The 21,312-nt window shown below is 71.7% G+C and carries 20 protein-coding genes; 13 read left to right on the plus strand and 7 right to left on the minus strand.

The genetic code is table 11. The features are described 5' to 3' along the window. Nucleotides 1–2 precede the first annotated feature (2 nt). On the plus strand, nucleotides 3–734 hold the full coding sequence (locus tag AB0H84_RS15930) for a class I SAM-dependent methyltransferase (RefSeq protein ID WP_357603870.1): 732 nt from the start codon (nucleotides 3–5) through the stop codon (nucleotides 732–734). Between the two features lie 287 nt (nucleotides 735–1,021). After that, nucleotides 1,022–2,131, plus strand: a complete 1,110-nt coding sequence (locus AB0H84_RS15935; RefSeq protein ID WP_357603872.1) for a virginiamycin B lyase — start codon at nucleotides 1,022–1,024, stop codon at nucleotides 2,129–2,131. A gap of 60 nt (nucleotides 2,132–2,191) precedes the next feature. On the opposite strand, the gene AB0H84_RS15940 is transcribed toward AB0H84_RS15935, so the two are convergent. The 4 genes from AB0H84_RS15940 to asnB all read right to left on the minus strand — a co-directional run bounded on the left by AB0H84_RS15940 (nucleotide 2,192) and on the right by asnB (nucleotide 6,929). Beyond that, nucleotides 2,192–3,292, minus strand: coding sequence for a Gfo/Idh/MocA family oxidoreductase (locus tag AB0H84_RS15940; RefSeq protein ID WP_357603874.1), 1,101 nt, complete (start codon nucleotides 3,290–3,292; stop codon nucleotides 2,192–2,194). After that, nucleotides 3,277–3,981 (minus strand): ThuA domain-containing protein, encoded by a 705-nt coding sequence (locus AB0H84_RS15945; protein WP_357603876.1) that lies wholly within the window; start codon nucleotides 3,979–3,981, stop codon nucleotides 3,277–3,279. The genes AB0H84_RS15940 and AB0H84_RS15945 overlap by 16 nt, the downstream gene beginning before the upstream one ends. Nucleotides 3,982–4,073: 92 nt before the next feature. Beyond that, nucleotides 4,074–4,904, minus strand: a complete 831-nt coding sequence (locus tag AB0H84_RS15950) for a glycerophosphodiester phosphodiesterase family protein (RefSeq protein ID WP_357603878.1) — start codon at nucleotides 4,902–4,904, stop codon at nucleotides 4,074–4,076. A 183-nt stretch (nucleotides 4,905–5,087) separates the two neighbouring features. After that, a complete protein-coding gene (gene asnB / locus AB0H84_RS15955; protein ID WP_357603880.1) occupies nucleotides 5,088–6,929 on the minus strand; it encodes an asparagine synthase (glutamine-hydrolyzing) in 1,842 nt (613 codons plus the stop codon). A 195-nt stretch (nucleotides 6,930–7,124) separates the two neighbouring features. On the opposite strand from asnB, the gene AB0H84_RS15960 reads away from it, so the two are divergent. Then, nucleotides 7,125–7,472 carry a luciferase family protein gene (locus AB0H84_RS15960; RefSeq protein WP_357603882.1) on the plus strand — a complete coding sequence of 116 codons (348 nt, stop codon included), beginning with the start codon at nucleotides 7,125–7,127 and terminating at the stop codon, nucleotides 7,470–7,472. A gap of 10 nt (nucleotides 7,473–7,482) precedes the next feature. Here the strand turns inward: AB0H84_RS15960 and AB0H84_RS15965 are convergent, their stop codons facing one another. Further along, nucleotides 7,483–8,115 (minus strand): nucleoside/nucleotide kinase family protein, encoded by a 633-nt coding sequence (locus AB0H84_RS15965; RefSeq protein ID WP_357603884.1) that lies wholly within the window; start codon nucleotides 8,113–8,115, stop codon nucleotides 7,483–7,485. Between the two features lie 71 nt (nucleotides 8,116–8,186). Between AB0H84_RS15965 and AB0H84_RS15970 the strand changes: the two genes are divergently transcribed. From AB0H84_RS15970 to AB0H84_RS16000, 7 genes are all read left to right on the plus strand, one after another. Then, the gene (locus AB0H84_RS15970) at nucleotides 8,187–8,657 is read left to right on the plus strand and encodes a PPOX class F420-dependent oxidoreductase (RefSeq protein ID WP_357603885.1); all 471 of its coding nucleotides are present in this window, start codon (nucleotides 8,187–8,189) and stop codon (nucleotides 8,655–8,657) included. A 60-nt stretch (nucleotides 8,658–8,717) separates the two neighbouring features. Next, on the plus strand, nucleotides 8,718–9,578 hold the full coding sequence (locus AB0H84_RS15975) for an alpha/beta hydrolase (protein WP_357603887.1): 861 nt from the start codon (nucleotides 8,718–8,720) through the stop codon (nucleotides 9,576–9,578). A 127-nt stretch (nucleotides 9,579–9,705) separates the two neighbouring features. Then, entirely contained in the window at nucleotides 9,706–10,299 is a 594-nt protein-coding gene (locus AB0H84_RS15980) for a hypothetical protein (RefSeq protein ID WP_357603889.1), read from the plus strand. A gap of 28 nt (nucleotides 10,300–10,327) precedes the next feature. Further along, a complete protein-coding gene (locus AB0H84_RS15985) occupies nucleotides 10,328–14,620 on the plus strand; it encodes an HAD-IC family P-type ATPase (RefSeq protein ID WP_357603891.1) in 4,293 nt (1,430 codons plus the stop codon). A gap of 100 nt (nucleotides 14,621–14,720) precedes the next feature. After that, nucleotides 14,721–14,846: a hypothetical protein gene (locus AB0H84_RS15990; protein ID WP_357603892.1), complete on the plus strand. Its 126-nt coding sequence runs from the start codon at nucleotides 14,721–14,723 to the stop codon at nucleotides 14,844–14,846. A gap of 96 nt (nucleotides 14,847–14,942) precedes the next feature. Next, the gene (locus AB0H84_RS15995; protein WP_357603894.1) at nucleotides 14,943–15,890 is read left to right on the plus strand and encodes a metallophosphoesterase; all 948 of its coding nucleotides are present in this window, start codon (nucleotides 14,943–14,945) and stop codon (nucleotides 15,888–15,890) included. Between the two features lie 71 nt (nucleotides 15,891–15,961). Next, a complete protein-coding gene (locus AB0H84_RS16000) occupies nucleotides 15,962–16,237 on the plus strand; it encodes a GlsB/YeaQ/YmgE family stress response membrane protein (RefSeq protein ID WP_357603896.1) in 276 nt (91 codons plus the stop codon). Between the two features lie 9 nt (nucleotides 16,238–16,246). Here AB0H84_RS16000 and AB0H84_RS16005 read toward each other — a convergent pair whose 3' ends face one another. Beyond that, nucleotides 16,247–16,411, minus strand: coding sequence for a hypothetical protein (locus AB0H84_RS16005; protein ID WP_357603898.1), 165 nt, complete (start codon nucleotides 16,409–16,411; stop codon nucleotides 16,247–16,249). A gap of 88 nt (nucleotides 16,412–16,499) precedes the next feature. On the opposite strand from AB0H84_RS16005, the gene AB0H84_RS16010 reads away from it, so the two are divergent. Continuing rightward, on the plus strand, nucleotides 16,500–17,225 hold the full coding sequence (locus AB0H84_RS16010; RefSeq protein ID WP_357603899.1) for a hypothetical protein: 726 nt from the start codon (nucleotides 16,500–16,502) through the stop codon (nucleotides 17,223–17,225). A 97-nt stretch (nucleotides 17,226–17,322) separates the two neighbouring features. Further along, nucleotides 17,323–19,635, plus strand: coding sequence for a carbamoyltransferase HypF (gene hypF, locus AB0H84_RS16015; RefSeq protein ID WP_357603901.1), 2,313 nt, complete (start codon nucleotides 17,323–17,325; stop codon nucleotides 19,633–19,635). A gap of 6 nt (nucleotides 19,636–19,641) precedes the next feature. On the opposite strand, the gene AB0H84_RS16020 is transcribed toward hypF, so the two are convergent. Then, a complete protein-coding gene (locus tag AB0H84_RS16020) occupies nucleotides 19,642–20,157 on the minus strand; it encodes a hypothetical protein (protein ID WP_357603903.1) in 516 nt (171 codons plus the stop codon). A gap of 108 nt (nucleotides 20,158–20,265) precedes the next feature. Here AB0H84_RS16020 and AB0H84_RS16025 point away from each other — a divergent pair, with 108 nt between their 5' ends. Next, nucleotides 20,266–21,312: a hydrogenase expression protein HypE gene (locus tag AB0H84_RS16025; protein ID WP_357603905.1), complete on the plus strand. Its 1,047-nt coding sequence runs from the start codon at nucleotides 20,266–20,268 to the stop codon at nucleotides 21,310–21,312.

Raw genomic sequence — 21,312 nt, forward strand, 5'->3', positions numbered from 1 at the left:
GGATGTTCACCGATGCCGACGCCGCCGCCCTGTACGACGTGCTCAACCCGTGGGATCCCGTCCGGCATCCCGGCGACGCGTTCTACGACGGGTTCGTGATGGCCGCGGACGCCGTGCTGGACGTGGGGTGCGGCACCGGAAGCATGCTCCACCAAGCCCGCGAGCTCGGTCACCGCGGGCGGCTCGTCGGGCTCGACCCCGACCTGGCCGCGCTCGAACGGGCCCGGCGGCGCACGGACATCGAGTGGGTCGCCGGCGTGGCGGCGGACGCGGCCTGGGATCGCGAGTTCGACCTGGCGGTCATGGCCGGCAACGCCTTCCAGTGCTTGGTCACCGACGAAGAGCTGTCGGAGTCGCTGGCCGCCATCCGCAGGACGCTACGTGACGGCGGGCGGTTCGTCTTCGAGACGCGCAACCCCCGGGCGCGCGCGTGGGAAGAGTGGAACCCGTCGAACGCCACCGACGTCGTGGACGCGCACGGCCGTCGGCTCCGCGTGTCGCACCATGTCGAGTCGGTCGTCCGCGACGTGGTGACGTTCACCGAGACGACCGCCGACCAGGACGGCGCCGTCCTGCGCGTCGACCGTGCGAGCCTGCGCTTCCTCGACGTGCCGGAACTCGGGACGTTCCTCGGCGAGGCGGGCTTCGAGATCGAGGCGCAGTACGGCGACTGGCACCGCGGGCCTGTCACCGATGCCGCCCGCGCGATCGTCACGATCGCGCGCAGAGCCTAGCCGCGCGCGCTGTCAGCCCCGGGAGAACCACACGTCCCGTGGCAAGCGCCGAGCAGCGAACAGGCCGCCGATGAGTTGACGTTTCCATGACCAGCCACGAACACGGATGGCCCGGAGCGGGCGGTGACCGTAAGTGATATTGGGAGCGCCGGAGCGATCACGGTCAGATCGGTCTTCAAGGGTCGCACCGGCGCCGCAGGGCTCGGCTGGTGGCGGCCTGACAGCCGAGGATTCCTATGCGCCAGGCGGGTCCGGCGGCCTTTCGCTCTTCGTCCGGAAAGGATGTCATGCGCGCTCGACGTCTGAAGTATCCGCTCGTGGCCATGGCGATGGCCCTGGCGGCCGGCACGCTCTCGACCGCGTCCGCCGCCGCGGATCCCGACTCGTCACCGCCACGCCCGTGGGTGAAGCTCTGTCTCAAACTCAAACGGATGCCCGAGCACCGGCACATACGCTGCAAGTTCCCGCCTCCGCCCAGGCACCACTCGGCGGCCAGGCTCGCCGCGCAGGCCCAGCGGGCCTCGATCGACGAGATCGAGATTCCGACCGGCCCCGCCACTGCCGTCGGCATCATCAGCGGGCCGGACGACAACCTCTGGTTCACCGAGAACACCGCGAACAAGATCGGGAAGGTCACCACCGGGGGAACGTTCACCGAGTACTCCATTCCCACCACCGATTCCCAGCCCGCCCACCTCGCCGTCGGCTCGGACGGCGCCGTGTGGTTCACGGAGGCGGTCGGCAACAAGATCGGCCGGATCACCACCAGCGGCACCATCACCGAGTACACCCTGCCCACCAGCGACGCCTACCCGTGGGGCATCACCGCGGGACCGGACGACAACCTCTGGTTCGTCGAGCAGCTGGGCAACAAGATCGGAAAGATCACCACCAGCGGCACCATCACCGAGTACAGCCTGCCGACCAGCGACGCCTACCCGATGCGCATCACGGCGGGACCGGACGACAACCTCTGGTTCACGGAGTCGCTGACGGGCAAGATCGGAAAGATCACCACCAGCGGCACGATCACCGAGTACAGCATCCCGTCGTCCGGCGCCCTCCCTGTCGGGATCACCTCGGGCCCTGACGGCAACCTCTGGTACACCGACGCCAACGCGAAGGTGAGCAACGTCACCACCTCGGGCACCTTCACCGAGTACGAGCTGGAGGACGTCAACGCCTTCCCGTGGGGCATCACCACGGGACCGGACGACAACCTCTGGTTCCCCGAGCAGCTCGGCGACAAGGTCGGCACCATCACCACGTCCGGGGACATCACCGAGTACGCGCTGCCCACGTCCTTCTCGGGGGCGTTCGACATCGCCGAGGGTTCCGACAGCAACCTCTGGGTCACCGAGGACTACGTCGACCAGCTGGCGATCGTCACTCCTTGACCGAACCGGCCGGCGGCGCGCCCCGCAGGACTGGAGCGTGCCGCCGGCCGAGCCGGTCGCCTAACCCTGCGTGCCCCCGGCCGGAAGCAGGCCCACGGGACGGGGCCGTGCGCAGGTGCTCGTGATGGTCACCGCCGCGCCGGAGTCGGCCGAGGCCAGCAGCGACTCCATGACGTCGAGCACGTGGAAGGCCAGCGCTCCGCCCGCACGAGGGACCTCGCCCGCCGGGGTCGAGGCGAAGTCCGCCAGACCCACGCCGCGCCCCGCCTCGACATATCCGGCCGCCTCGGGAAGGGCACGCCAGCCCTCCTCGCCCATCCCCGACACCAGGACGGACCCGTCGAAGCGGTTGGGATCGGGCACGACGAGCGAGCCCTTCTCCCCGTGCACCTCTATGTTGGGCGACTTGGTCGCCACCCCGTCGAAGCTCATCACCAGCGTGGTCAGCACGCCCGACTCGTGCACGAGCACCCCGGTGACGTGGGTGTCGACGGTGACAGGGATCTCCTCACCGCGGCGGGGGCCTGACCCGATCGTGCGCTTGGCACGCGTACGGCTGCCCGCGCCGATGACCGTCGTCACGGGCCCGAGCAGGGTCACCAGGCTGGTGATGTAGTAGGGGCCCATGTCGAGGAGGGGGCCGCCGCCGGGGACGTAGTAGAAGTCGGGGTTGGGGTGCCAGCGCTCGTGGCCGGGCGTCATCATCGTCGCGGTCGCCGCGATCGGCCTGCCGATCAGTCCGTCGTCGATCGCCTTGCGGGCCGTCTGCGTACCCGTCCCTAACACCGTGTCGGGCGCGCAGCCCACCCGCACCCCGGCGGCCTCGGCCGCCCGCAGCATCCGCCCGGCATCCGCCACGGTCGCGGCAAGGGGCTTCTCGCAATAGACGTCCTTGCCCGCCGCTATGGCCTGCAGCGCGATCTCGGCGTGCGCGGCCGGAACGGTGAGGTTCAGCACGACGTCCACGCGCGGATCCGCCATCAGCTCCGCCACGCTCACCACGTCGACCCCCGCGTAGGGCCGCACCGCCTCCCTCGCCCGGTCGAGGTCGAGGTCGGCGACGGCCACCAGCCGCACGTCCGGCAGCCGGTCGAGGGTCTGGAAATACTGGGCCGAGATGGCGCCGCATCCGACCACGCCGACGTTCACCTGCTGGCCCACAACATGCCCCTCTCGATGACGGTGCGCACGCTCTCGTTCTCCAGGACGTCGAGGCTGTGCCCGGGGGTCGCGACGAAGATCCGCCCGCTCCCCCACTGCCGGGTCCAGATCGCCGGCGAGGTGACCTCCCGATGCCAGGGGTCCCACGGGCGCACCTTCTGCGTCGTCGTCGCCAGCACGTCGATGTAGTCGTCGGTCAGGACCCAGTACTGCTCGGTGACGAGGTCGAAGTCCGCGATGCCCTCGGTGATGGGGTGGGTGGCCGCCTCGGGCAGCATGTTCACCGTGTACGGCACGAAGTTGTCGGCCTGCGAGCCCTCGCGCTCCGCCGGGTCCTTGCCCGGATGGCAGGCGAACTGCCCGCCGATGAGGTGCAGGTAGTCGGAGGAGTTGCGGAAGGAGTCGGCGATGCCGCCGTGCCAGCCCGCCATTCCGGTGCCCGCCTGGATCGCGGCCTCCAGGCCCCGCAGTTCGGCCGGCTCGATCGTGCCCATCGTGTAGCACTGCACGATGAGATCGACGCCGGACATGAACGCAGGATCCGCGTACGGGGCCGGAGAGTCCGCCCGGTGCACCTCGAACCCGTGCTTCTCCAGGAAGGGGACGAAGAACTCGGTGGCCGCGACCGGGGCGTGCCCTTCCCAGCCGCCCCTCACCACGAGAGCCCTTCGCCCGTGTTCGTCTGTCATTCATTCGCCTATCGCTCAGGGGACAAACGACTCCAATCGTCGCATTTACGAACTAACTATCTGAAGGGGCTGGTACCGACATTTTTGGCGACTTACCAGTACCGCTTGATGCTGTCGAGCTGGCCAGGCCGGTTCGTCATGATGGCGTCGACGCCGTACGAGACCAAGCGGCGCATGACGACAGGCCGGTCTGTCGGCCCGGTGTAGACCCGCATGCCCTTGCCGTGCACCGTCCTGACGAGCTCCGGGGTGAGGCTGGAGCGCGGCACGCTGATCCCCTTGGCGAAGGTGCCCAGGTCGGAGAGCTTGCTCAGGTCCGGCTTGCCGAGCAGGGTGATGGGGACCTCGGGGACCATGCGGTGGAAGGAGCGCATCGCGTTCCAGTCGAACGCCTGCACGACCAGCCCACGGCCGCTCCACAACGAACGGTTCTGTCGCAGGACGTTGGCCACCCGCTGGTCGATCCCGCCATTGCCCGGCGAGTGCTTGATCTCCAGCAGCAGCCCGATGCCGTACCGCCTCATGGCCTGAAGCGCCTCGCCGAGAGTGGGCACCTTCTCGCCGCGGAACCCCGAGGAGAACCACGAACCGGCGTCCAGCCGCCGGATCTCCTCGAGCGTGAAGTCGGCGACCCGCCACGGGGACCGGTCGGGGAAGACCTGCTCGACGTTGGTGGTGCGGGACAGCGTCTGGTCGTGGATCAGGACGAGCTGCTGGTCCTTGGTCTGCTGGATGTCGAACTCGCACGCGTCGGCCCGCTGCATCCACGCCATGGTGCAGGCCGCGATGGTGTTCTCCGGCGCGTACGCGGCGCCGCCCCGATGCGCGATGTTGTCGACCGACGGCGAGGCGTGGGCCGCACCCGGCAGGTAGACCATGGTGGCCAGGGCCGCAGCGAAGGTGGCACCAAGCGGTCGATACATACTTCCTCCTCGGGCTAGTAACCCGAACCCGACAAAGCGTCTCTTATGTCGAATGCGAGGAAAGTTCCCACTAGATGCCAGCAGCGATCTGTTTACCCGGCGTGTCGCTCATATCGGCACGAACTCTTTGCCCGGCTGGAAGCGCGGTTGGCGAGAGCGCGCCGCCGGCCAAGGATTCGTCGATCAGAGGGCGAGCCGGACCCCGTACTCCCTGAGCCACGCGTCGAGCTGCAGCATGCGCTCCAGTGCGGCGCGGTCGCCGGCGTCCTCGCCGACCGGCCTGTCGATCAGCGCCCGCGCCCGGTCCAGGTCGATCACCTGCCCGCAGGGCGGGTCGCCGCGCTCGATCAGCGCGCGGGCCTCGTCACGCAGCGCCCGGTCGTAGCCCGGGTCCTGGGTGGCGGGGTACGGGCTCTTGACGCGCTGGAGGATCGAGTCGGGCAGCAGGTCGGCGGTGGCCGCACGGAGCAGGCTCTTCTCGCGCCCGTCGAAGGTCTTCAGCGCCCAGGGGACGTTGAAGACGTACTCCACCAGCCGGTGGTCGCAGAACGGCACGCGCACCTCCAGCCCGACCGCCATGCTCATCCGGTCCTTGCGGTCGAGCAGGATCTGCACGAACCGGGTCAGGTGCAGGTAGCTGATCTGCCGCATGCGCCGCTCGTGCCCCGCCTCGCCGGGCAGCTCCGGCACCTCGGCGAGCGCCCGCCGGTAGCTCTCGTCCTGGTAGCCGGGGAGGTCGAGGAGGCGCCGCACGTCCTCGCTGAGCAGGTGGTCCGACCCGGTCAGCGGGGAGAGCCCGCCGACCAACCACGGGAAGGTGTCCGCCCCGACCGCCTCGGGATCGTGGAACCACCGGTAGCCGCCGAAGATCTCGTCGGCCGACTCCCCGGAGAGCGCCACCGTGGAGTGCCCCCTGATCGCCTTGAACAGCAGGTGCAGCGAGCTGTCCATGTCGCCGATGCCGACCGGCAGGTCGCGGGCGCGCAGCACGGCGGCGCGCACGGCCGGGTTCATCAGCTCGGCCGAGTCGAGCACGATGTCGGTGTGCTCGGCGCCGACGTGCTCGGCGAGCTCGTGCACGTACGGCGCGTCAGGCGTCGAGCGGGTGAGATCGGGCTTGAAGTGCTCGGTGTAGCCGGCGAAGTCGACGGCGAACGAGCGGACCGGACCCAGCCCCTGGTCCCGCAGGCCCTTGGCGGCGATCGCGGTGATGGCGCTGGAGTCGAGGCCGCCCGACAGCAGCGTGCACAGCGGCACGTCGCTGATGAGCTGGCGGGTGACGATGTCGTCCAGCAGGCCGCGCACCGTCTTGACCGTGAAGTCGACGTCGTCCGGGTGCTCGCGGGACTCCAGCCGCCAGTAGCGGCGCTTGCCGATCCCCTCGCGACCCACCTTGACGAGCTGGCCCGGACGCACCTCGTACATGCCCTTGAAGATCGCGTGCTCCGGCGTCTTCACGAACGACATCAGCTCGCGCAGCCCGTCGGCGTCCAGCACCCGCTGCGCGAGCGGGTTGGCCAGGATCGCCTTGGGCTCCGACCCGAACAGCACGCCGTGCGGCGTCGGGTAGTAGTACAGCGGTTTGATGCCCATGCGGTCGCGTACGAGGAGCAGCTCCTCGCGGGCGGCGTCCCAGACCGCGAAGGCGTACATGCCGTTCAGGTGGCCGGGCAGCTCCTCGCCCCACTCGAGGTAGGCGCGCAGGACGACCTCGGTGTCGCTCTGGGTGCGGAAGCCGTGCCCGCGGGCGGTCAGCTCCGCGCGCAGCTCGCGGTAGTTGTACACCTCTCCGCTGTACGTCAGCACGGCCGGCGCCCGGCCGCCGTCGTCGGCGACCATCGGCTGCCGGCCGCCCGGCAGGTCGATGATGGCGAGCCTGCGATGGCCGATGGCGGCGTGCGGCGCCGTCCAGAGCCCCTCGTCGTCGGGGCCACGGCAGGCCATCGTCTCCGTCATGGCCCGGGCGACGTCGCCGGCTTCCCGCAGGTCCCGCTCGAAATCCACCCATCCGCAGATGCCGCACATATCGCTTTCCCCCCGATTTCTCCGCAGGACCCGTCAGCTGCCCTGCCTGGGCGGCATATCACCCGGACAAACCCCTCTTGACCAGCAAGAACGGCTGGTACGCGGTGCACCGGCGCACGGCCGGCCTTTTCCCGCCGATAACAGTTGAAGAACGGGCGATAGCGGGAGGGTGGCCGTATGCAGCAGCATGGTTACGTGGCAGTCATTTCCGCCAGGCGGAGATCGACCTTGCGCCGCGGGCCGTACCTGGCGCGAGCGGTGGTTCAGCTGCTGTCCTGGCCGGCGCTGGAGGTGCGCGACACCCGGCGCGGCGTGGCATTCACCGTCCAGGGCGTCGAGATTCTGCGCCTGACCGGCACGGACGAGGTGCGCCTGCATCTGACGGCGCCCGCGATCGAACGGCTGGAGCCCGAGCTGGGCGGCTGCGACCAGGTCCAGCTCTGCGCCGACCACGCGTGGGTGGCCCTGAAGGTCGAAGCCGAGCCCGACCTCGACCTGCTCCTCGCCCTGACCAGCGTGGCGATCAAGGCGCACGCCGCGTGACAGGCGCGGTTCAGGAGAGCGCGTCGAGGTCCACCAGCAGGTCGGCGCTCTCGCGGGTCGCGCGGATGGCGACGGCGTTGGGCTCGTCCACCTCGGCGACCCAGCGGACGGCCTGATCGGGGGACTTGCCGAACCTGATGTGCCGCTGGGTGAGGCGGTCCAGGCGGACGCGGTCGTCGATCTCGACGTACCAGACCTCGGTCATGGCCGCCCGCACCTGCCGCCACGGGTCGGCGTCGGCCAGGAGGTAGTTGCCCTCGCTGACCACGACCCGCGCGGCCGGCGGCACCGGGATGGCGCCCGCGATCGGCTGCTCGATCTCGCGGTCGAACGACGGCGCGTACACGACCGCGGCGGTCTCGGCGCGGACGCGGCGCAGCAGCGCCAGGTAGCCGTGGGCGTCGAAGGTGTCCATGGCGCCCTTGCGCCGCAGCCGGCCCAGGCGTTCGAGCTCGACGTCGGCCAGGTGGAAGCCGTCCATCGGCACCCACACCGCCGGCAGCCCCGACGCCGTGAGGCGCTCGGCCAGCCGGCCCGCCAGCGTCGACTTGCCCGCTCCCGGGCATCCCGCGATGCCCACCACGACCCGCTCACCGCTCGCGGCCAGCCCGTGGACGCGCTGGAGGAGCTGCTCATCGTTCACCGCACGAAGGATAGAGGCCGATGAGGGATGAAAGGATCGGAGCACTGAGTATGACCCGAAAGGCACATGAGATGGCTCCGAACATCGCCACCGCCCGCCAGGTGGACCTGCCCGAACTGCTCGAGTTCCTCCGCCCCAGGCACCACGGCCTGCTCTCCACCACCCGCAAGAACGGGCGGCCGCAGCTCTCGCCCGTGACCTGCGGGGTGGACGAGGGCGGCCGGATCGTGGTCTCCACGTACCCCGACCGCGCCAAGGCGCGCAACGCCCGCCGGGACGAGCGCGTGTCGATCTGCGTGGTGTCCGACGACTGGAACGGCCCGTACGTCCAGGTCGACGGCCGCGCGGAGGTCCTCGACATGCCCAACGCCCTCGAAGGGCTGGTCGAGTACTACCGGTGCATCGCCGGCGAGCACCCCGACTGGGACGAGTACCGCGCCGCCATGCGCCGCCAGGACAAGTCGCTGATCCGCATCCACATCGACAGCTGGGGGCCCATCGCGACCGGCGGCTTCCCCGCCCGCCTGGTGTCCGGGGACTGACCTCGCCCCAGCGGCGCTTAATGGGCGGCGCCGGGAGTTTCCGGTCGCCACAATAGGAGCGTGGCGACCACCCGTATCTCTCCCCCGGCGCGCGCCGGCACCGAACGGCTCCCCGACGGAAGGCTCATGGGCTGGGCCGAGTGGGGGCCGGCCGACGGCACCCCGGTGCTCCTCTCCCCCGGCGCCGCCACGAGCCGGAGCCTCGGGTTCGGCGCGGACGTGGTCGACGGGCTCCGGGTCAGGCTGATCTCGGTGGACCGGCCAGGGCTCGGCGCCTCCACACCGGCGCCCCGCCGCACCTTCGGCGACTTCGCCGACGACGTACGCGCGTTCGCCGTGCGGCGCGGCCTGGACCGGCCCGCGATGGTGGGTAACTCGCAGGGCGCTCCGTTCGCGCTGGCCTGCGCCGCCCGTGGTGTGACCCGTGCGCTCGCCGTGGTGTCGGGGGCCGACGAGGTCGCCGCCGTGAGGTTCGCCGGGGTCCTGCCGGACGACCTGGGCCGGCTGGTCGACCTGGCCGTGACCGACCCGGACAGCGCGGAGAAGGTCTTCGCCGGGTTCACGCCCCAGGCCATGTGGGACATGGTGATGGCCGGCAGCCCGGAGTGCGATCTGGCCGTCTACCAGGAGCCCTCGTTCGCCGCCGCCTACCGGCAGGCGCTGACGGAGGCGTTCGCGCAGGGGCCGGAGGGCTACGCGCGGGACACCGTGCTGGCCATGGGCCACTGGGACGTCGATCTCCCGTCGATCACCGTTCCTGTGCACGTGTGGTACGGGGAGGAGGACGCGAGCCACTCGCCCGACCAGGGAGCCGGCCTGACCGCGCGCATTCCCGGGGCCGTCCGGCACCTCGTGCCCGGCATCGGGGGCGCGGTCCTGTGGACGCATGCCGAGGACATCCTCCGCACGCTCCTGCGCTGAACGGCGGGTCCGTCCCAATAGCCCCAAATTTAGGTCGGCAAAAACCTTCAAATCTCCCCTGCCCGGAATAGCGGGCCTGGGGGTGGATAGGGAGACCTACGAGTTTCCTCGTCCTGGAGGAGGGGTCATGGCTGTTGCCCAGCCGCGAGGGCGCACCGCTGCCACGTCCGACGGTAAAAGGCAGTACACGCTGGACCTGCCGATGCTGAGCATTCAGGTCCGGCAGCCGGACGTCCGGTTGCCGCACATCGAGATGCCGCACATGGAGATGCCACGCATCAACAGGCAGGAGCTCGGCCACTACATGGACGTCGCCCGGACGTTCCTCCCGGCGCCGGAGCGCATGGCCTACTACGGCGCGCTCGGCGCGCTCGCGGCCTTCGGCGTGCTCGAGTGGCCCGTGGCGGCCGCCATCGGCGCCGGAACGGTCATCGCGCAGCGGCGGCCGCGGCAGGCACCGATGTTCGGCGGGCAGGCGGGCCGGCAGCCGAGCCGGCCGCAGGAGACCGCCGCGGCGGCCAAGGAGCCGGAGCCCACGCCGTCGAGCGGCCGGGCCGCGACCACCCGGCGCAAGACCGCCACGGCCACAGCCGGGGCCGGCGGGCGCAAGACCACCGCCGGAAAGACGACTGCCGGGAAGACCGCCGCCGGCAAGACCACCGCCGGTAAGACCACGTCAACGTCGACCAGCAGGCGAAAGAGCACCTCGCCGAGCAAGTGAAGCCGCGACGCCGTAGACGGGAGGCCACATGGCGTTGTTCGGCCTGCTCTGTGCTGACACGCTGCTCGACCTGCTCCCCCAGCCGATAAGGAGCATCCTCCCGCGCTCCCGCCGGGTACAGCCGTGCCCTGGCGGGGTCCGCATCGAGTTGCGGAACATCGGCGGACCGGGGAGCGAGCGGCCCGCCCGCCTGTTGGAGGGGCGGCTGCGCGCGCTGGGGGCGGCGCGCGCCGAGGTGAACGGGGCGCTCGGCTCCGTCTTCGTGGCCTGCGACGCCGCGGCGGACGACGTGGACAAGTTCGTGACCGTCGTGGAGGAGCTCGACGAACCCGACGGGGAACCCGCCCCTGCCCGTGTGCTGAGCGGCGCGGAGCAGCAGGCCCGCGCCGCCGTCAGTCTCGGCCTCCACCTGGCCGGCACCGGGCTGGCCCTGGCCGGCCGGCTGGCCCGCGTCCCACGGGTGTCCACGGCGATCCCCGGCTACCTGTCGCTGGCCGAGAACACGCCGCGGGTCCACAGGGAGCTGGAGCAGCGCATCGGCAAGCCGGGCGCGGACGCGGTGATGACGGTGACCAGGATCGTCACGTACGCGCTGGCCATGCGGCCGTCGTCGCTGCTGATCGACTCCATCGCCGCGGCCGGCCGGTACGCCGCCGCGCGCGCCGGATCGCAGGCGTGGGAGCTGCGCGAGAAGGAGTTCGCCGCCGCGGAGGGGGCCTACCGCCACACCAGGGCCGCCGCGGCCCCGCGCCCGGCCCCGCTGCCGCGCGGGCCGGTGGAGCGCTACGCCGACGCGGCGAGCGCGGCGGCGCTGGCCGGGCACGGCATCACCACGGTGATCAGCCGCGACAACCGGCGCGGGCTGTCCGTGCTGATCGCCGGCATCCCCAGAGCCGCGAACCATGGCCGGGACGCCTTCACCAGCGCCGTCGGCCGGAGCCTCGCCGGACGCGGCACGATCGTGCTCGACCGCGACGCGCTCTCCCGCATGGACCGCATCGACGCCGTCGTCCTCGACGCCGCCGTGCTCACCACGGGCGCGTGGACGATCGACGGCGTCGTCCCGCTCGCTCCCGAGGTGGACCCGGAGGAGCTGCACACCCGGCTGTACGCGCTCCTCGACCTCACCGACCCCTCGGCCCGGCGGGAGCTCGACGGGTGGAGCGCCGGGCCCCGTACGGAGACGCCCGAGGAGGGAGTCCGGTCGGTCGAGGTGGCGCGGGACGGGACCCCGGTCGCCCTGGTACACCTGGCCCGCGAGCTGCATCCGCTCGCCGAGGCCCTGGTGGCGGCGCCGAGGGCGACCTGCGAGGTGATCCTGGCCGGCGGGGACCCCGCGCTCGCCCGGCGGCTGGGCGTGGAGCGGGTCGTCGGGAGCGGGAACCGGCTGGCCTCCTCGGTGCGGGCGCTGCAGGCCGAGGGGCACGCGGTCGCCGTGGTGTCGCGGCGCGGCCGGCGCGGGTTGCGCCAGGCCGACCTGGGCATCGGCGTGCTCGGCGGGATGCGTGCGGTCCCGTGGGACGCCGACGTGATCGGCCCGCTCGAGGGCGCGTACCTGCTGCTCAAGTGCCTGCCGTCGGCCAGGAAGGCGAGCGTCCGCAGCGTGTGGGTGGCGGGGGGCGGCTCGGTCGCGGGGGCCGGGGTGGCGCTGCTCGGCCCGGCCACGGCCGCGGTCGGACGCGCCAACCTGGTGCGCGACTGCACGTCGCTCGCCGCCATCGTGGCCGGGGAGTGGGCGGGCCGGAGCGCCGGGCGGACGGCCGCGCCGGTCCGCGCCGACCACACGCCCTGGCACGCCATGGCGGCCCGCGACGTCCTCGCCCGCCTCCGTACCTCGCCCGAGGGACTGACCGAGGCGGAGGCCGAGCGCCGCAGGACGGCCCCGGCGCGTCCGCCGGTCACCGGCCCGGAGTCGCTGTTCAGCGCGTCCCTGCACGAGCTGGCCAACCCGCTGACCCCGGTGCTGGCCGCCGGCGCGGGCGTGTCGGCCGCGGTCGGCTCGCTGCTCGACAGCGTGCTGATAGGCGGCGTGATGGGGGTGGACGCCCTGCTCGGCGGCGCCCAGCGGCGAAGCGCCGACCGGGCGCTGCACAGCCTCACCGAGACCACCGCCGTCCGCGTACGCCTGCGCCGCCCCACCGGCGCCGTGGCCGGCTACGCCGACTCCCTGGTCCCGGGGGACGTGATCGAGCTGCGGGCCGGCGATGCCGTACCGGCCGACGGGCGGCTCATCCAGGCGCACGGACTCGAGATCGACGAGTCCCCCCTCACCGGTGAGTCGCAGCTCGTCACCAAGACCGACGCGCCGACGGCGGCGCCCGCCATCGCGGAGCGCGCCTCGATGGTGTACGAGGGGACGACTGTCGCGGCGGGGCACGGCCTCGCCGTGGTCGTGGCCACGGGAGAGGCGACCGAGGCGGGCCGGACCGCCAGGCTGGCCGAGGAAGGCCCGCCGCCGAGCGGGGTGGAGCTGCGCCTGCGCGCGCTGAGCCGCCGCATACTCCCCGCCGCTCTCGGCTCCGGCCTGCTCCTGATGGCCGTCGAGCTGCTCCGCGGCTCGCCGCTGGCGCAGGCGGTCGGCCCCGCGGTGAGCATGATGGTCGCGGCGGTCCCCGAAGGGCTGCCCTTCGTCGCCACCGTGGCCGAGCTCGCCTCGGCCAAGCGGCTGTCGGCCCACAACACGCTGGTACGCAACCCGTCCACGATCGAGGCGCTCGGCCGGGTGGACGTGCTCTGCTTCGACAAGACGGGCACCCTCACCGAGGGCCACATCAGCCTGCGCCGGGTGTCGGACGGCCGGGTCGATCAGGCGGTGGAGGATGCCACGCCCGAGCTGAGGGCCATCGTCGGCGCGGCGCTGCGCGCGGGGCCCAGGTTCGAGGGCGGGCGCGCCATTCCGCACCCGACGGACCGCGCGATCGTGGACGGGGCGGGCAGGCTCGGCGTCACGCCGCGGTACGGCCTGCGCACCTGGCACCGCGTGGACGAGCTGCCCTTCGAACCGGCCCGCGGCTACCACGCCGTGCTCGGCCGGTCCGAGTCGGGGCAGCTGCTGAGCGTCAAGGGCGCTCCCGAGATCGTGCTGACCGCCTCCACGAGTATCACGATCGACGGGAAGAAGGTCCCGCTGGACGACCGGATCAGGCGGCAGCTGGAGGAGGAGGTGGACCGGCTCGCCCTGCGCGGCTACCGCGTGCTCGCCGTCGCCGAGCGTCCCGCCTCCAGCCGCGCCGACCTCGACGAGTCCCGCATCGAGAGCCTGTGCTTCCTCGGCTTCCTCGGCCTGGCCGATCCGGTGCGCCCGACGGCCAAGCGGAGTGTGGAGGGGCTGATCCGGGCCGGCGTACGCGTCATCATGCTCACCGGCGACCACCCCAGCACGGCGGAGGCCATCGCCGCCGAGACCGGCGCGCTGAACGGCCTGCGCGTCATGACCGGCCCCGAGCTCGAGGCGCTGGACGACGACGCGCTGGCCAAGGAGCTGGCGGAGGTGGCGGTGTTCGCCAGGGTCACGCCCGAGCACAAGGCGCGGATCGTCACCTGCCTGCGCAGGGCCGGCAGCGTTGTGGCCGTGACCGGCGACGGGGCCAACGACGTGCCCGCGATCCGGCTGGCCGACGTGGGCGTGGCGCTGGGGTCGCACGCCGCCCCCGCCACCAGGGCCGCCGCGGACATCGTGGTGATCGACGACCGCATCGAGACGATCATCGACGCGATCGTCGAAGGCCGGGCCATGTGGGCCTCCGTACGCGACGCGCTGGGCATCCTGCTCGGCGGCAACGTCGGAGAGATCGCATTCACCCTGGGATCCAGCCTGCTCACCGGGCGCAGCGCGCTGAACGCCCGCCAGCTCCTGCTGGTCAACATGCTCACCGACATGCTGCCCGCGATGGCGGTGGCCGTCCGCCCGCCCAGCGCCGCGAGCCCCGAGAGGCTGCTCGCCGAGGGACCCGAGGCCTCGCTGGGTGCCGCCCTGACCCGCGACATCTACCTGCGGGCCATCACCACGGCCGTCGCGGCGGGAGCGGCGTGGCTGCTCGCGCGGATGACCGGCACCCGCGGGCGGGCGGACACGGTGGGACTCATCGGGCTGGTGTCGGCCCAGCTGATGCAGACCCTGGCGCTGGGCGGACGGGATCGTACAGTGGTGCTCGCCGCGGTGTCGTCCCTGGCCGCGCTGGGTGTGATCGTCTCGGTGCCCGGACTCAGCCAGCTCTTCGGCTGCCGCCCGGTAGGCCCTGTGGGATGGGGGATCGGGCTCGGGTGCGCCGTGGCGGCGGCCCTGGTGGCGGCGATGATCGAACGGCCGGCTTCGGAGTAGTCACCGTCTGTTCACCGAATGGACACCTGAAGCGTGACCGTATAGACACCTTTCTACCGAAATATGTCCTTAAGTGAAGTTTCGTTAGTGAGGTAGACAGTTGTCCGAGTTCCTGGCCTCCCTGCTCGCCAAGGCCGCCATGATGCTGCTCGAGGCGCTGATCACGCGCTTCATCCAGAGCTTCGCCGCGTCGATCTTCCAACCCGCGGGTTTCCGGTTCGCCTAGAGGCCTCGTCGGCCAGGGTTCCCCGAACCGTCGGCTCGACGTCATCGGCTGGTGTCCGGCGCCTGCTGAGAATCGCGCATGCGCAAATCTCTGTTCATGGCTGCCCTTATCGCATCGTCGCTGGTCGTGCCGTCCGGCCCGGCGCACGCGGCCCCCTCCGGCACGGAGAGCGGGTCCGCGGTCACCTTCGCCCTTATCGGTGACACCCCGTACGGCGACGACCAGCAGGCCGCACTGCCGAGCCTGATCGGGGCCGTCAACGCCGACCCGGACGTACGTTTCGTGCTCCACGCGGGCGACGTCAAGAGCGGCTCCACCACCTGCGACGACGCCCGCTTCGCCACTCTGGCCACCCTTTTCGGCACCTTCGACGACCCGTTCGTGCTGACCCCTGGCGACAACGAGTGGACCGACTGCCACCGCACCGCCGCGGGCGGCTACGTTCCCACCGAGCGGCTGGAAGCGGTCCGCCGCGTGTTCTACCCCGTCGCGGGGCGTACGCTCGGCGGGCACCCGATGGGCGTGCGGACCCAGGCGCGCGACCCGCGCCACCGTGACTACCGGGAGAACGTGCTGTTCACCCGGGGCCGCGTGGTCTTCGCCACGGTGCACGTGGTCGGCAGCGAGAACGACCTGGCGCCGTGGAGCCAGTTGCCCGGCGGCGACCGCCCGCAGGAGCGGCTGGCCGAGTTCGAGGCGCGCAAGGCCGCCGCGCTCGACTGGATCGACAGCGCCTTCGCCGTCGCCGGCCGTACGAACGCGCCGGGCGTGCTGCTGATGATGCAGGCCGAGCCCATGGACACGCCCGGGTTCGCCGACATCAGGGCGAGGATCGTGGACAGGTCGCGGGCGTACGGCAAGCCGGTCCTGCTCGTCCACGGCGACGAGCACGTCTACGAGGTGGAGCCCGAGTACGCCGGGGTGTCCAACCTGACCCGCCTGGAGACGTACGGCGACACCGCCGCCCACTGGCTGCGCGTCACCGCCGACCCCAGGTCCGCCGCCGTCTTCTCCTGGCAGCCGCAGACGGTGACCGCGTCCTGACGCAGGAACCGCCACGGTGCCCGCGTTCGTTGTGCAGGGCAGGCGAACCACCGAGTTTCCGGGAGTTCAGCGTGGAGATCACTGGCATCATTTCCGGCCTCATCATCGGCATCGTGATCGGCGCCCTGGGACGGCTGGTCGTTCCAGGGCGTCAGCGCATCCCCGTCTGGCTGACGATCGTGATCGGCGTGGTCGCGGCCCTGGTGGGCACCGCGATCGCCGCCGCTCTCGGCGTCGCCGACACCCGCGGGGTGGACTGGATCGAGTTCGGCATCCAGATCGCCCTGGCCGCTCTCGGCGTCTCGCTGGCCGTCGGCATGTACGGCGGCAAGCGGCGACGCGGGTAGGGAAATCCCTCAGCGGAAGTCGTCGGCGTGGGCGCGGGCCCACTGGGTGAAGGTCCGCGCCGGCCGGCCGGTCACGTCCTGGGCCGTGGGCTGCGGCCCCAGGACGGACACGTCGAAGTCGGCGAACGCATGGGGGTCGGCGCAGGCCGAGGCCGGTTCAACGCGGAACGGCACAAGTGCGAAAACTCACAGATCATGGCAATCTCCCTCAGATGCGGCCAAACTGGCACACGCATCCACACCTTGTAAGAGGAGTTTTGACATGGACCGCAGAGGGTTTCTCGCACTGACCGGCGCCACCGGACTGGCGACCCTCGGACTCGCCGCCCCAGCGGAAGCGGCCGGCGGCTACTTCTTCAACCGCCGCATCCCGGACGAGGCCCACAAGATGATGGGGAAGATGGCGCCCTCCGGCATCACCTCGTTCTCGTTCACGCCGTCCAACGGCTGGGTCATCGTGACGCAGAAGGGCGGCTACTTCGCCCGGAACATCCCTGACGAGTGCTTCGCCAAGCTGAAGCAGATGATCGCGGACGGCAACCGGATCCATTGCGTCGCCTTCGCCCCCGGAGGCGGCTGGGTGATCACGGGTGACCGTACGCTGTTCGCCCGCAACATCCCCGAGGAGTGCTACCAGCGGATCCTCTCGTACTACAAGGCCGGCCAGCAGGTCGTGCACGTCGCCTTCCCCCCGGCGGGCGGCAATCGCTGGGTCGTGGTCGCCACCAAGGGCTTCTACGCCCGCAACATCGACGAGGCGTGCTACCAGAAGATGCGCGAGCTGTCGCGCGGCGGGCACCGCGTCACCCGGGTCGCCTTCCCCTACACCGGCGGCTGGGCCGTCGTCGCCGGGAACGCCTTCTACACCCGCGGCATCGACAACGAGTGTTTCCAGACGATGCGGAAGTTCGCCGCGAAGCACCTGCCGATCCACAACGTGGCCTTCTCCCCCGTCGGCAACGGTTGGTCGCTGATCTCGCGCGGCTGACCGAGGCGTCCCGGTGGGCCCGGCTCCTCGGGGAGCCGGGCCGCCGCCTCCGGCGAGGGTGATTCAATCCGTACGACTTCCGTTGCAGACTGTGCTGATGGGGGTTCGGGTACGGGTCGAAGGCGTGGTCCAGGGGGTGGGGTTCCGGCCCTTCGTGCACGGGCTGGCGACGCGGCTGGGCCTGGCGGGCCGGGTCGGCAACGACGCCCACGGCGTCTTCGTCGAGCTGGAGGGCGGCCGCGACCAGATCGGCGAGTTCCTCGTCCGGCTGGAGTGCGACGCGCCCCCGCTGGCCTCGATCGAACGGGTCACCGTCACCTCGGCCCCCCGTGCGACGCGGGCAGGCGGCCGGTTCCGCATCGTCGAGAGCGACCCGTCGGGGACGTCCCGCACGCTGGTGTCGCCCGACATCGCGACCTGCGCCGACTGCCTGGCGGAGCTGGCCGACCCCGCTGACCGGCGCTACCGCTATCCCTTCGTCAACTGCGTCAACTGCGGGCCGAGGCTGACGATCGTGCGGGCGATGCCGTACGACAGGCCGCTGACCACGATGGCCGGGTTCGAGATGTGCGGCGACTGCCGCGCCGAGTACCACGATCCCGCCGATCGCCGCTTTCACGCCCAGCCCAACTGCTGCCCCGCCTGCGGTCCCACGCTCAGCCTGATAGGCGCGGAAGGCAGCCTGATAGGCGCGGAAGGCGACCCGCTGGCCGGCGCCGCCAGTGTGCTGCGGGCGGGCGGGGTGCTGGCCGTGAAGGGCATCGGCGGCTACCACCTCGCGGTCCTCGCCTCCGACGAGAGCGCCGCCACCGAGCTGCGGCGGCGCAAGCGGCGCGCGGACAAGCCGTTCGCCGTCATGGTCGCCGACCTGGACGACGCCCGGCGGCTGTGCGAGGTGGACGGCGGGGACGGTCGGGACGGCGGGGATCCCATGGGCGCGGTGGACACAGGGGGCGCGGCGCTGCTGACCGATCGCGCGCGTCCCATCGTGCTGCTGCCGCGCCGCCCGGACGCGCCGGTGGCCGGCGCGGTCGCGCCGGGCGAGCGCCACCTCGGGCTGATGCTGCCGTACACGCCGCTGCACCACCTGCTGCTCGCCGCCACGGGCGCCCCGATCGTGCTGACGAGCGGCAACAGCTCGGACGAGCCCATCGCGTACGACGACCGCGACGCCCTGGACCGGCTCGGCGGCATCGCGGACGCGTTCCTCACGCATGACCGGCCCATCCACCTCCGGGCCGACGACTCGGTGGTACGCCCCTTCCGGGGGCGGGGGATGATCCTGCGCAGATCGCGCGGCCACGCCCCTCGCCCCGTCACGCTGCCGTACGAGGCGCCCCGGCCCGTCCTCGGCTGCGGCGCGGAGCTGAAGAGCACGTTCTGCCTGGGCAAGGGGCGTCACGCGTTCGTCTCCCCGCACATCGGCGACCTGGAGAACTACGAGACGCTCCGGTCCTACGTCGAAGGGATCGAGCACTTCGCCGCGCTCTTCGGCGTGCGCCCGGAGGTGGTCGCGTACGACCCGCATCCGGAGTACCTGTCCACCAAGCACGCCCTGGACCTGCCCGGCGTCGAGCTGACCGCCGTACAGCACCACCACGCGCACATCGCCTCCTGCCTGGCCGACAACGGCGAGCACGGGCGGGTGATCGGCGTCGCCTTCGACGGGCTCGGCTACGGGCTCGACGGGACCCTGTGGGGCGGCGAGTTCCTCCTGGCCGACCTGGTGTCGTTCGAGAGGGCGGGGCACCTGGCGCCCGTGCCGATGCCGGGCGGCAGCGCGGCGATCCGGCAGCCGTGGCGCATGGCCGCCGCGTACCTGGACGGCGACGGCGCGGCGCTGGACGTGGCCCGGCGCAACGAGCGGTGGTGGGCGAGCGTGACCTCGCTCATGCGCGCCGCGCCGGTGACGTCGAGTGCGGGGCGGCTGTTCGACGCCGTGGCGGCGCTGCTCGGCGTGCGGGACACGATCACGTACGAGGGCCAGGCCGCGATCGAGCTGGAGCGGCTGGCCGATCCGGCCGAGCGGGGCGCCTACCCGGCGGCCGTCTCCGACGACCTCGTCGTGGCAGGCAAGGACCTGGTGCGGGCCGCCGCGGCGGACCAGGTCGCGGGGGTCGAGCCGGCCGTCGTCTCCGCCCGCTTCCACAACGGCGTCAGCGAGGTCATCGTGCGCTGCTGCCGCGCGCTGCGCGACCGTACGGGCCTGGCGACGGTGGCGCTGTCCGGCGGCGTCTTCCAGAACGTGCTGCTGCTCGGGCGCACGGTGGAACGGCTGAGCGGCGCGGGGTTCCGGGTGCTCACCCACGCCGGCGTGCCGGCCAACGACGGCGGCATCAGCCTCGGCCAGGTGGCCGTGGCCGCCGCCCGCGACCGGCTCCGCGCGTACGGCGACCGGCTCGACTCCTGACGGAGGTCAGTCCTCGGCGGGTTTCTCCTGATGAGGCCATGGCGAGGCGCCTACCACGACCCCGTACAGCAGATGGTCGGCCAGTAGCGCGAGCCGCTCCACGGTGGTGCGGGGATGGCGGGGCAGGCCGAGCGCGGGCGCGATCGCCGTCTCGAAGGCGGCCCAGATCGCCGCCCCGTAGACCGGCCCGACCCAGGGACGGCCGCGCACCGCGGAGGGCAGCAGCCCGAAGAGCACCCCGCCGCACGCGCCGTACCCCCAGTGCGCCAGCTCGACGAGGGCCGGCCGCTGCTTGGGATGGACCTGGCGGAAGAGTCCGGGCATGGTGCGTTCGAGCACGGACTCGGGCGGTACCTTCGCCACCAGGCCGATCGACGTCGTCAGCTGCCGGAGCCCGGACATCGCCATGGCGCCGATCGCGCCCCGGGCGCCGGCGCGCGGCAGGGAGCGCCGGGGCCGGACGGCCACGCGTTCCCGCAGGTCCTCGTATGGCCTGGTACGTGGGGGCAGGGTGTGGGTCATGGTTTACAACCCTCCTCAATACGGTATGTCCGCTACGTAGAGTCGCAGGTCGGCTACCAATCGAAGGGCGACCTAAACCTCTACAGGGCCAAGAAGGGGGCTTGGGCCATGACAACCACGCAAATGCCGACTGCCCTGGACGAGGTGCACATCCTGTGGACCTCGGAGGGCATGAGCTGCGACGGTGACACCGTCTCGGTCACCGCCGCCACACTGCCGAGTCTGGAGGACGTCCTCCTCGGGCTCGTGCCGGGACTGCCCAAGGTGCACCTGCACAACAAGGTGCTGGCCGCCGAGGTGGGCGACGCCTTCATGGCCCCATTCCACCAGGCGTACAGGGACGAGCTCGGCCCGTTCATCTTCGTCGTCGAGGGCTCCATCCCGAACGAGCGGATCAACGGCGACGGCTACTGGACGTCGATGGGCAACGACCCGGCGACCGGGGAGCCCATCACGGTCAACGAGTGGATCGACCGGCTCGCGCCCAAGGCGTGGGCGGTCGTCGCGGCCGGCACCTGCGCCACGTACGGGGGCATCCACGCGATGGCCGGCAACCCGACGGGCTGCATGGGGCTGGCCGACTACCTGGGCAAGGACTTCCGCTCGGCCGGCGGCCTGCCCATCGTCAACGTGCCCGGCTGCCCCGTCCAGCCGGACAACTTCATGGAGACGCTGACCTGGCTGCTCTACCAGGCCGCCGGTATGGCCCCGATGATCCCGCTGGACGAGATGCTCCGCCCGACCTGGCTGTTCGGCAAGACGGTGCACGAGGGCTGTGACCGGGCCGGCTACTACGAGCAGGGCGACTTCGCCCGCGACTACAGCTCTCCGAAGTGCCTGGTGCGCGTCGGCTGCTGGGGCCCGGTGGTCAACTGCAACGTCACCAAACGCGGCTGGATGGACGGCATCGGCGGCTGCCCCAACGTGGGCGGCATCTGCATCGCGTGCACGATGCCCGGCTTCCCCGACAAGTTCATGCCGTTCATGGACGAACCCCCCGGCGCGGCGGTGTCGGTGGCGCTCAGCAGCCAGTACGGCCGGCTGATCCGCCGCCTTCGCGCCGTCACCAACAACGCGGCGAACAAGGAGCCCAAGTGGCGCCACAACCGCCGCAAGCTGACGAGCGGGTTCGATCCCCGCTGGGGAAACGGTTGA

Source organism: Nonomuraea sp. NPDC050786, from assembly GCF_040654115.1.
GTDB lineage: Bacteria > Actinomycetota > Actinomycetes > Streptosporangiales > Streptosporangiaceae > Nonomuraea.

Excerpts from the sequence above, each read along its gene's own strand:
- AB0H84_RS15985 (WP_357603891.1), top strand. The coding sequence starts at position 10,328 with ATGGCGTTGTTCGGCCTGCTCTGTGCTGACACGCTGCTCGACCTGCTC.
- AB0H84_RS16020 (WP_357603903.1), bottom strand. The coding sequence starts at position 20,157 with ATGACCCACACCCTGCCCCCACGTACCAGGCCATACGAGGACCTGCGG.
- asnB (WP_357603880.1), bottom strand. The coding sequence starts at position 6,929 with ATGTGCGGCATCTGCGGATGGGTGGATTTCGAGCGGGACCTGCGGGAA.
- AB0H84_RS15950 (WP_357603878.1), bottom strand. The coding sequence starts at position 4,904 with ATGTATCGACCGCTTGGTGCCACCTTCGCTGCGGCCCTGGCCACCATG.
- AB0H84_RS16025 (WP_357603905.1), top strand. The coding sequence starts at position 20,266 with ATGACAACCACGCAAATGCCGACTGCCCTGGACGAGGTGCACATCCTG.
- AB0H84_RS15970 (WP_357603885.1), top strand. The coding sequence starts at position 8,187 with ATGGCTCCGAACATCGCCACCGCCCGCCAGGTGGACCTGCCCGAACTG.
- hypF (WP_357603901.1), top strand. The coding sequence starts at position 17,323 with ATGGGGGTTCGGGTACGGGTCGAAGGCGTGGTCCAGGGGGTGGGGTTC.
- AB0H84_RS15930 (WP_357603870.1), top strand. The coding sequence starts at position 3 with ATGTTCACCGATGCCGACGCCGCCGCCCTGTACGACGTGCTCAACCCG.
- AB0H84_RS15945 (WP_357603876.1), bottom strand. The coding sequence starts at position 3,981 with ATGACAGACGAACACGGGCGAAGGGCTCTCGTGGTGAGGGGCGGCTGG.
- AB0H84_RS15995 (WP_357603894.1), top strand. The coding sequence starts at position 14,943 with ATGGCTGCCCTTATCGCATCGTCGCTGGTCGTGCCGTCCGGCCCGGCG.
- AB0H84_RS16010 (WP_357603899.1), top strand. The coding sequence starts at position 16,500 with ATGGACCGCAGAGGGTTTCTCGCACTGACCGGCGCCACCGGACTGGCG.
- AB0H84_RS15935 (WP_357603872.1), top strand. The coding sequence starts at position 1,022 with ATGCGCGCTCGACGTCTGAAGTATCCGCTCGTGGCCATGGCGATGGCC.
- AB0H84_RS15980 (WP_357603889.1), top strand. The coding sequence starts at position 9,706 with ATGGCTGTTGCCCAGCCGCGAGGGCGCACCGCTGCCACGTCCGACGGT.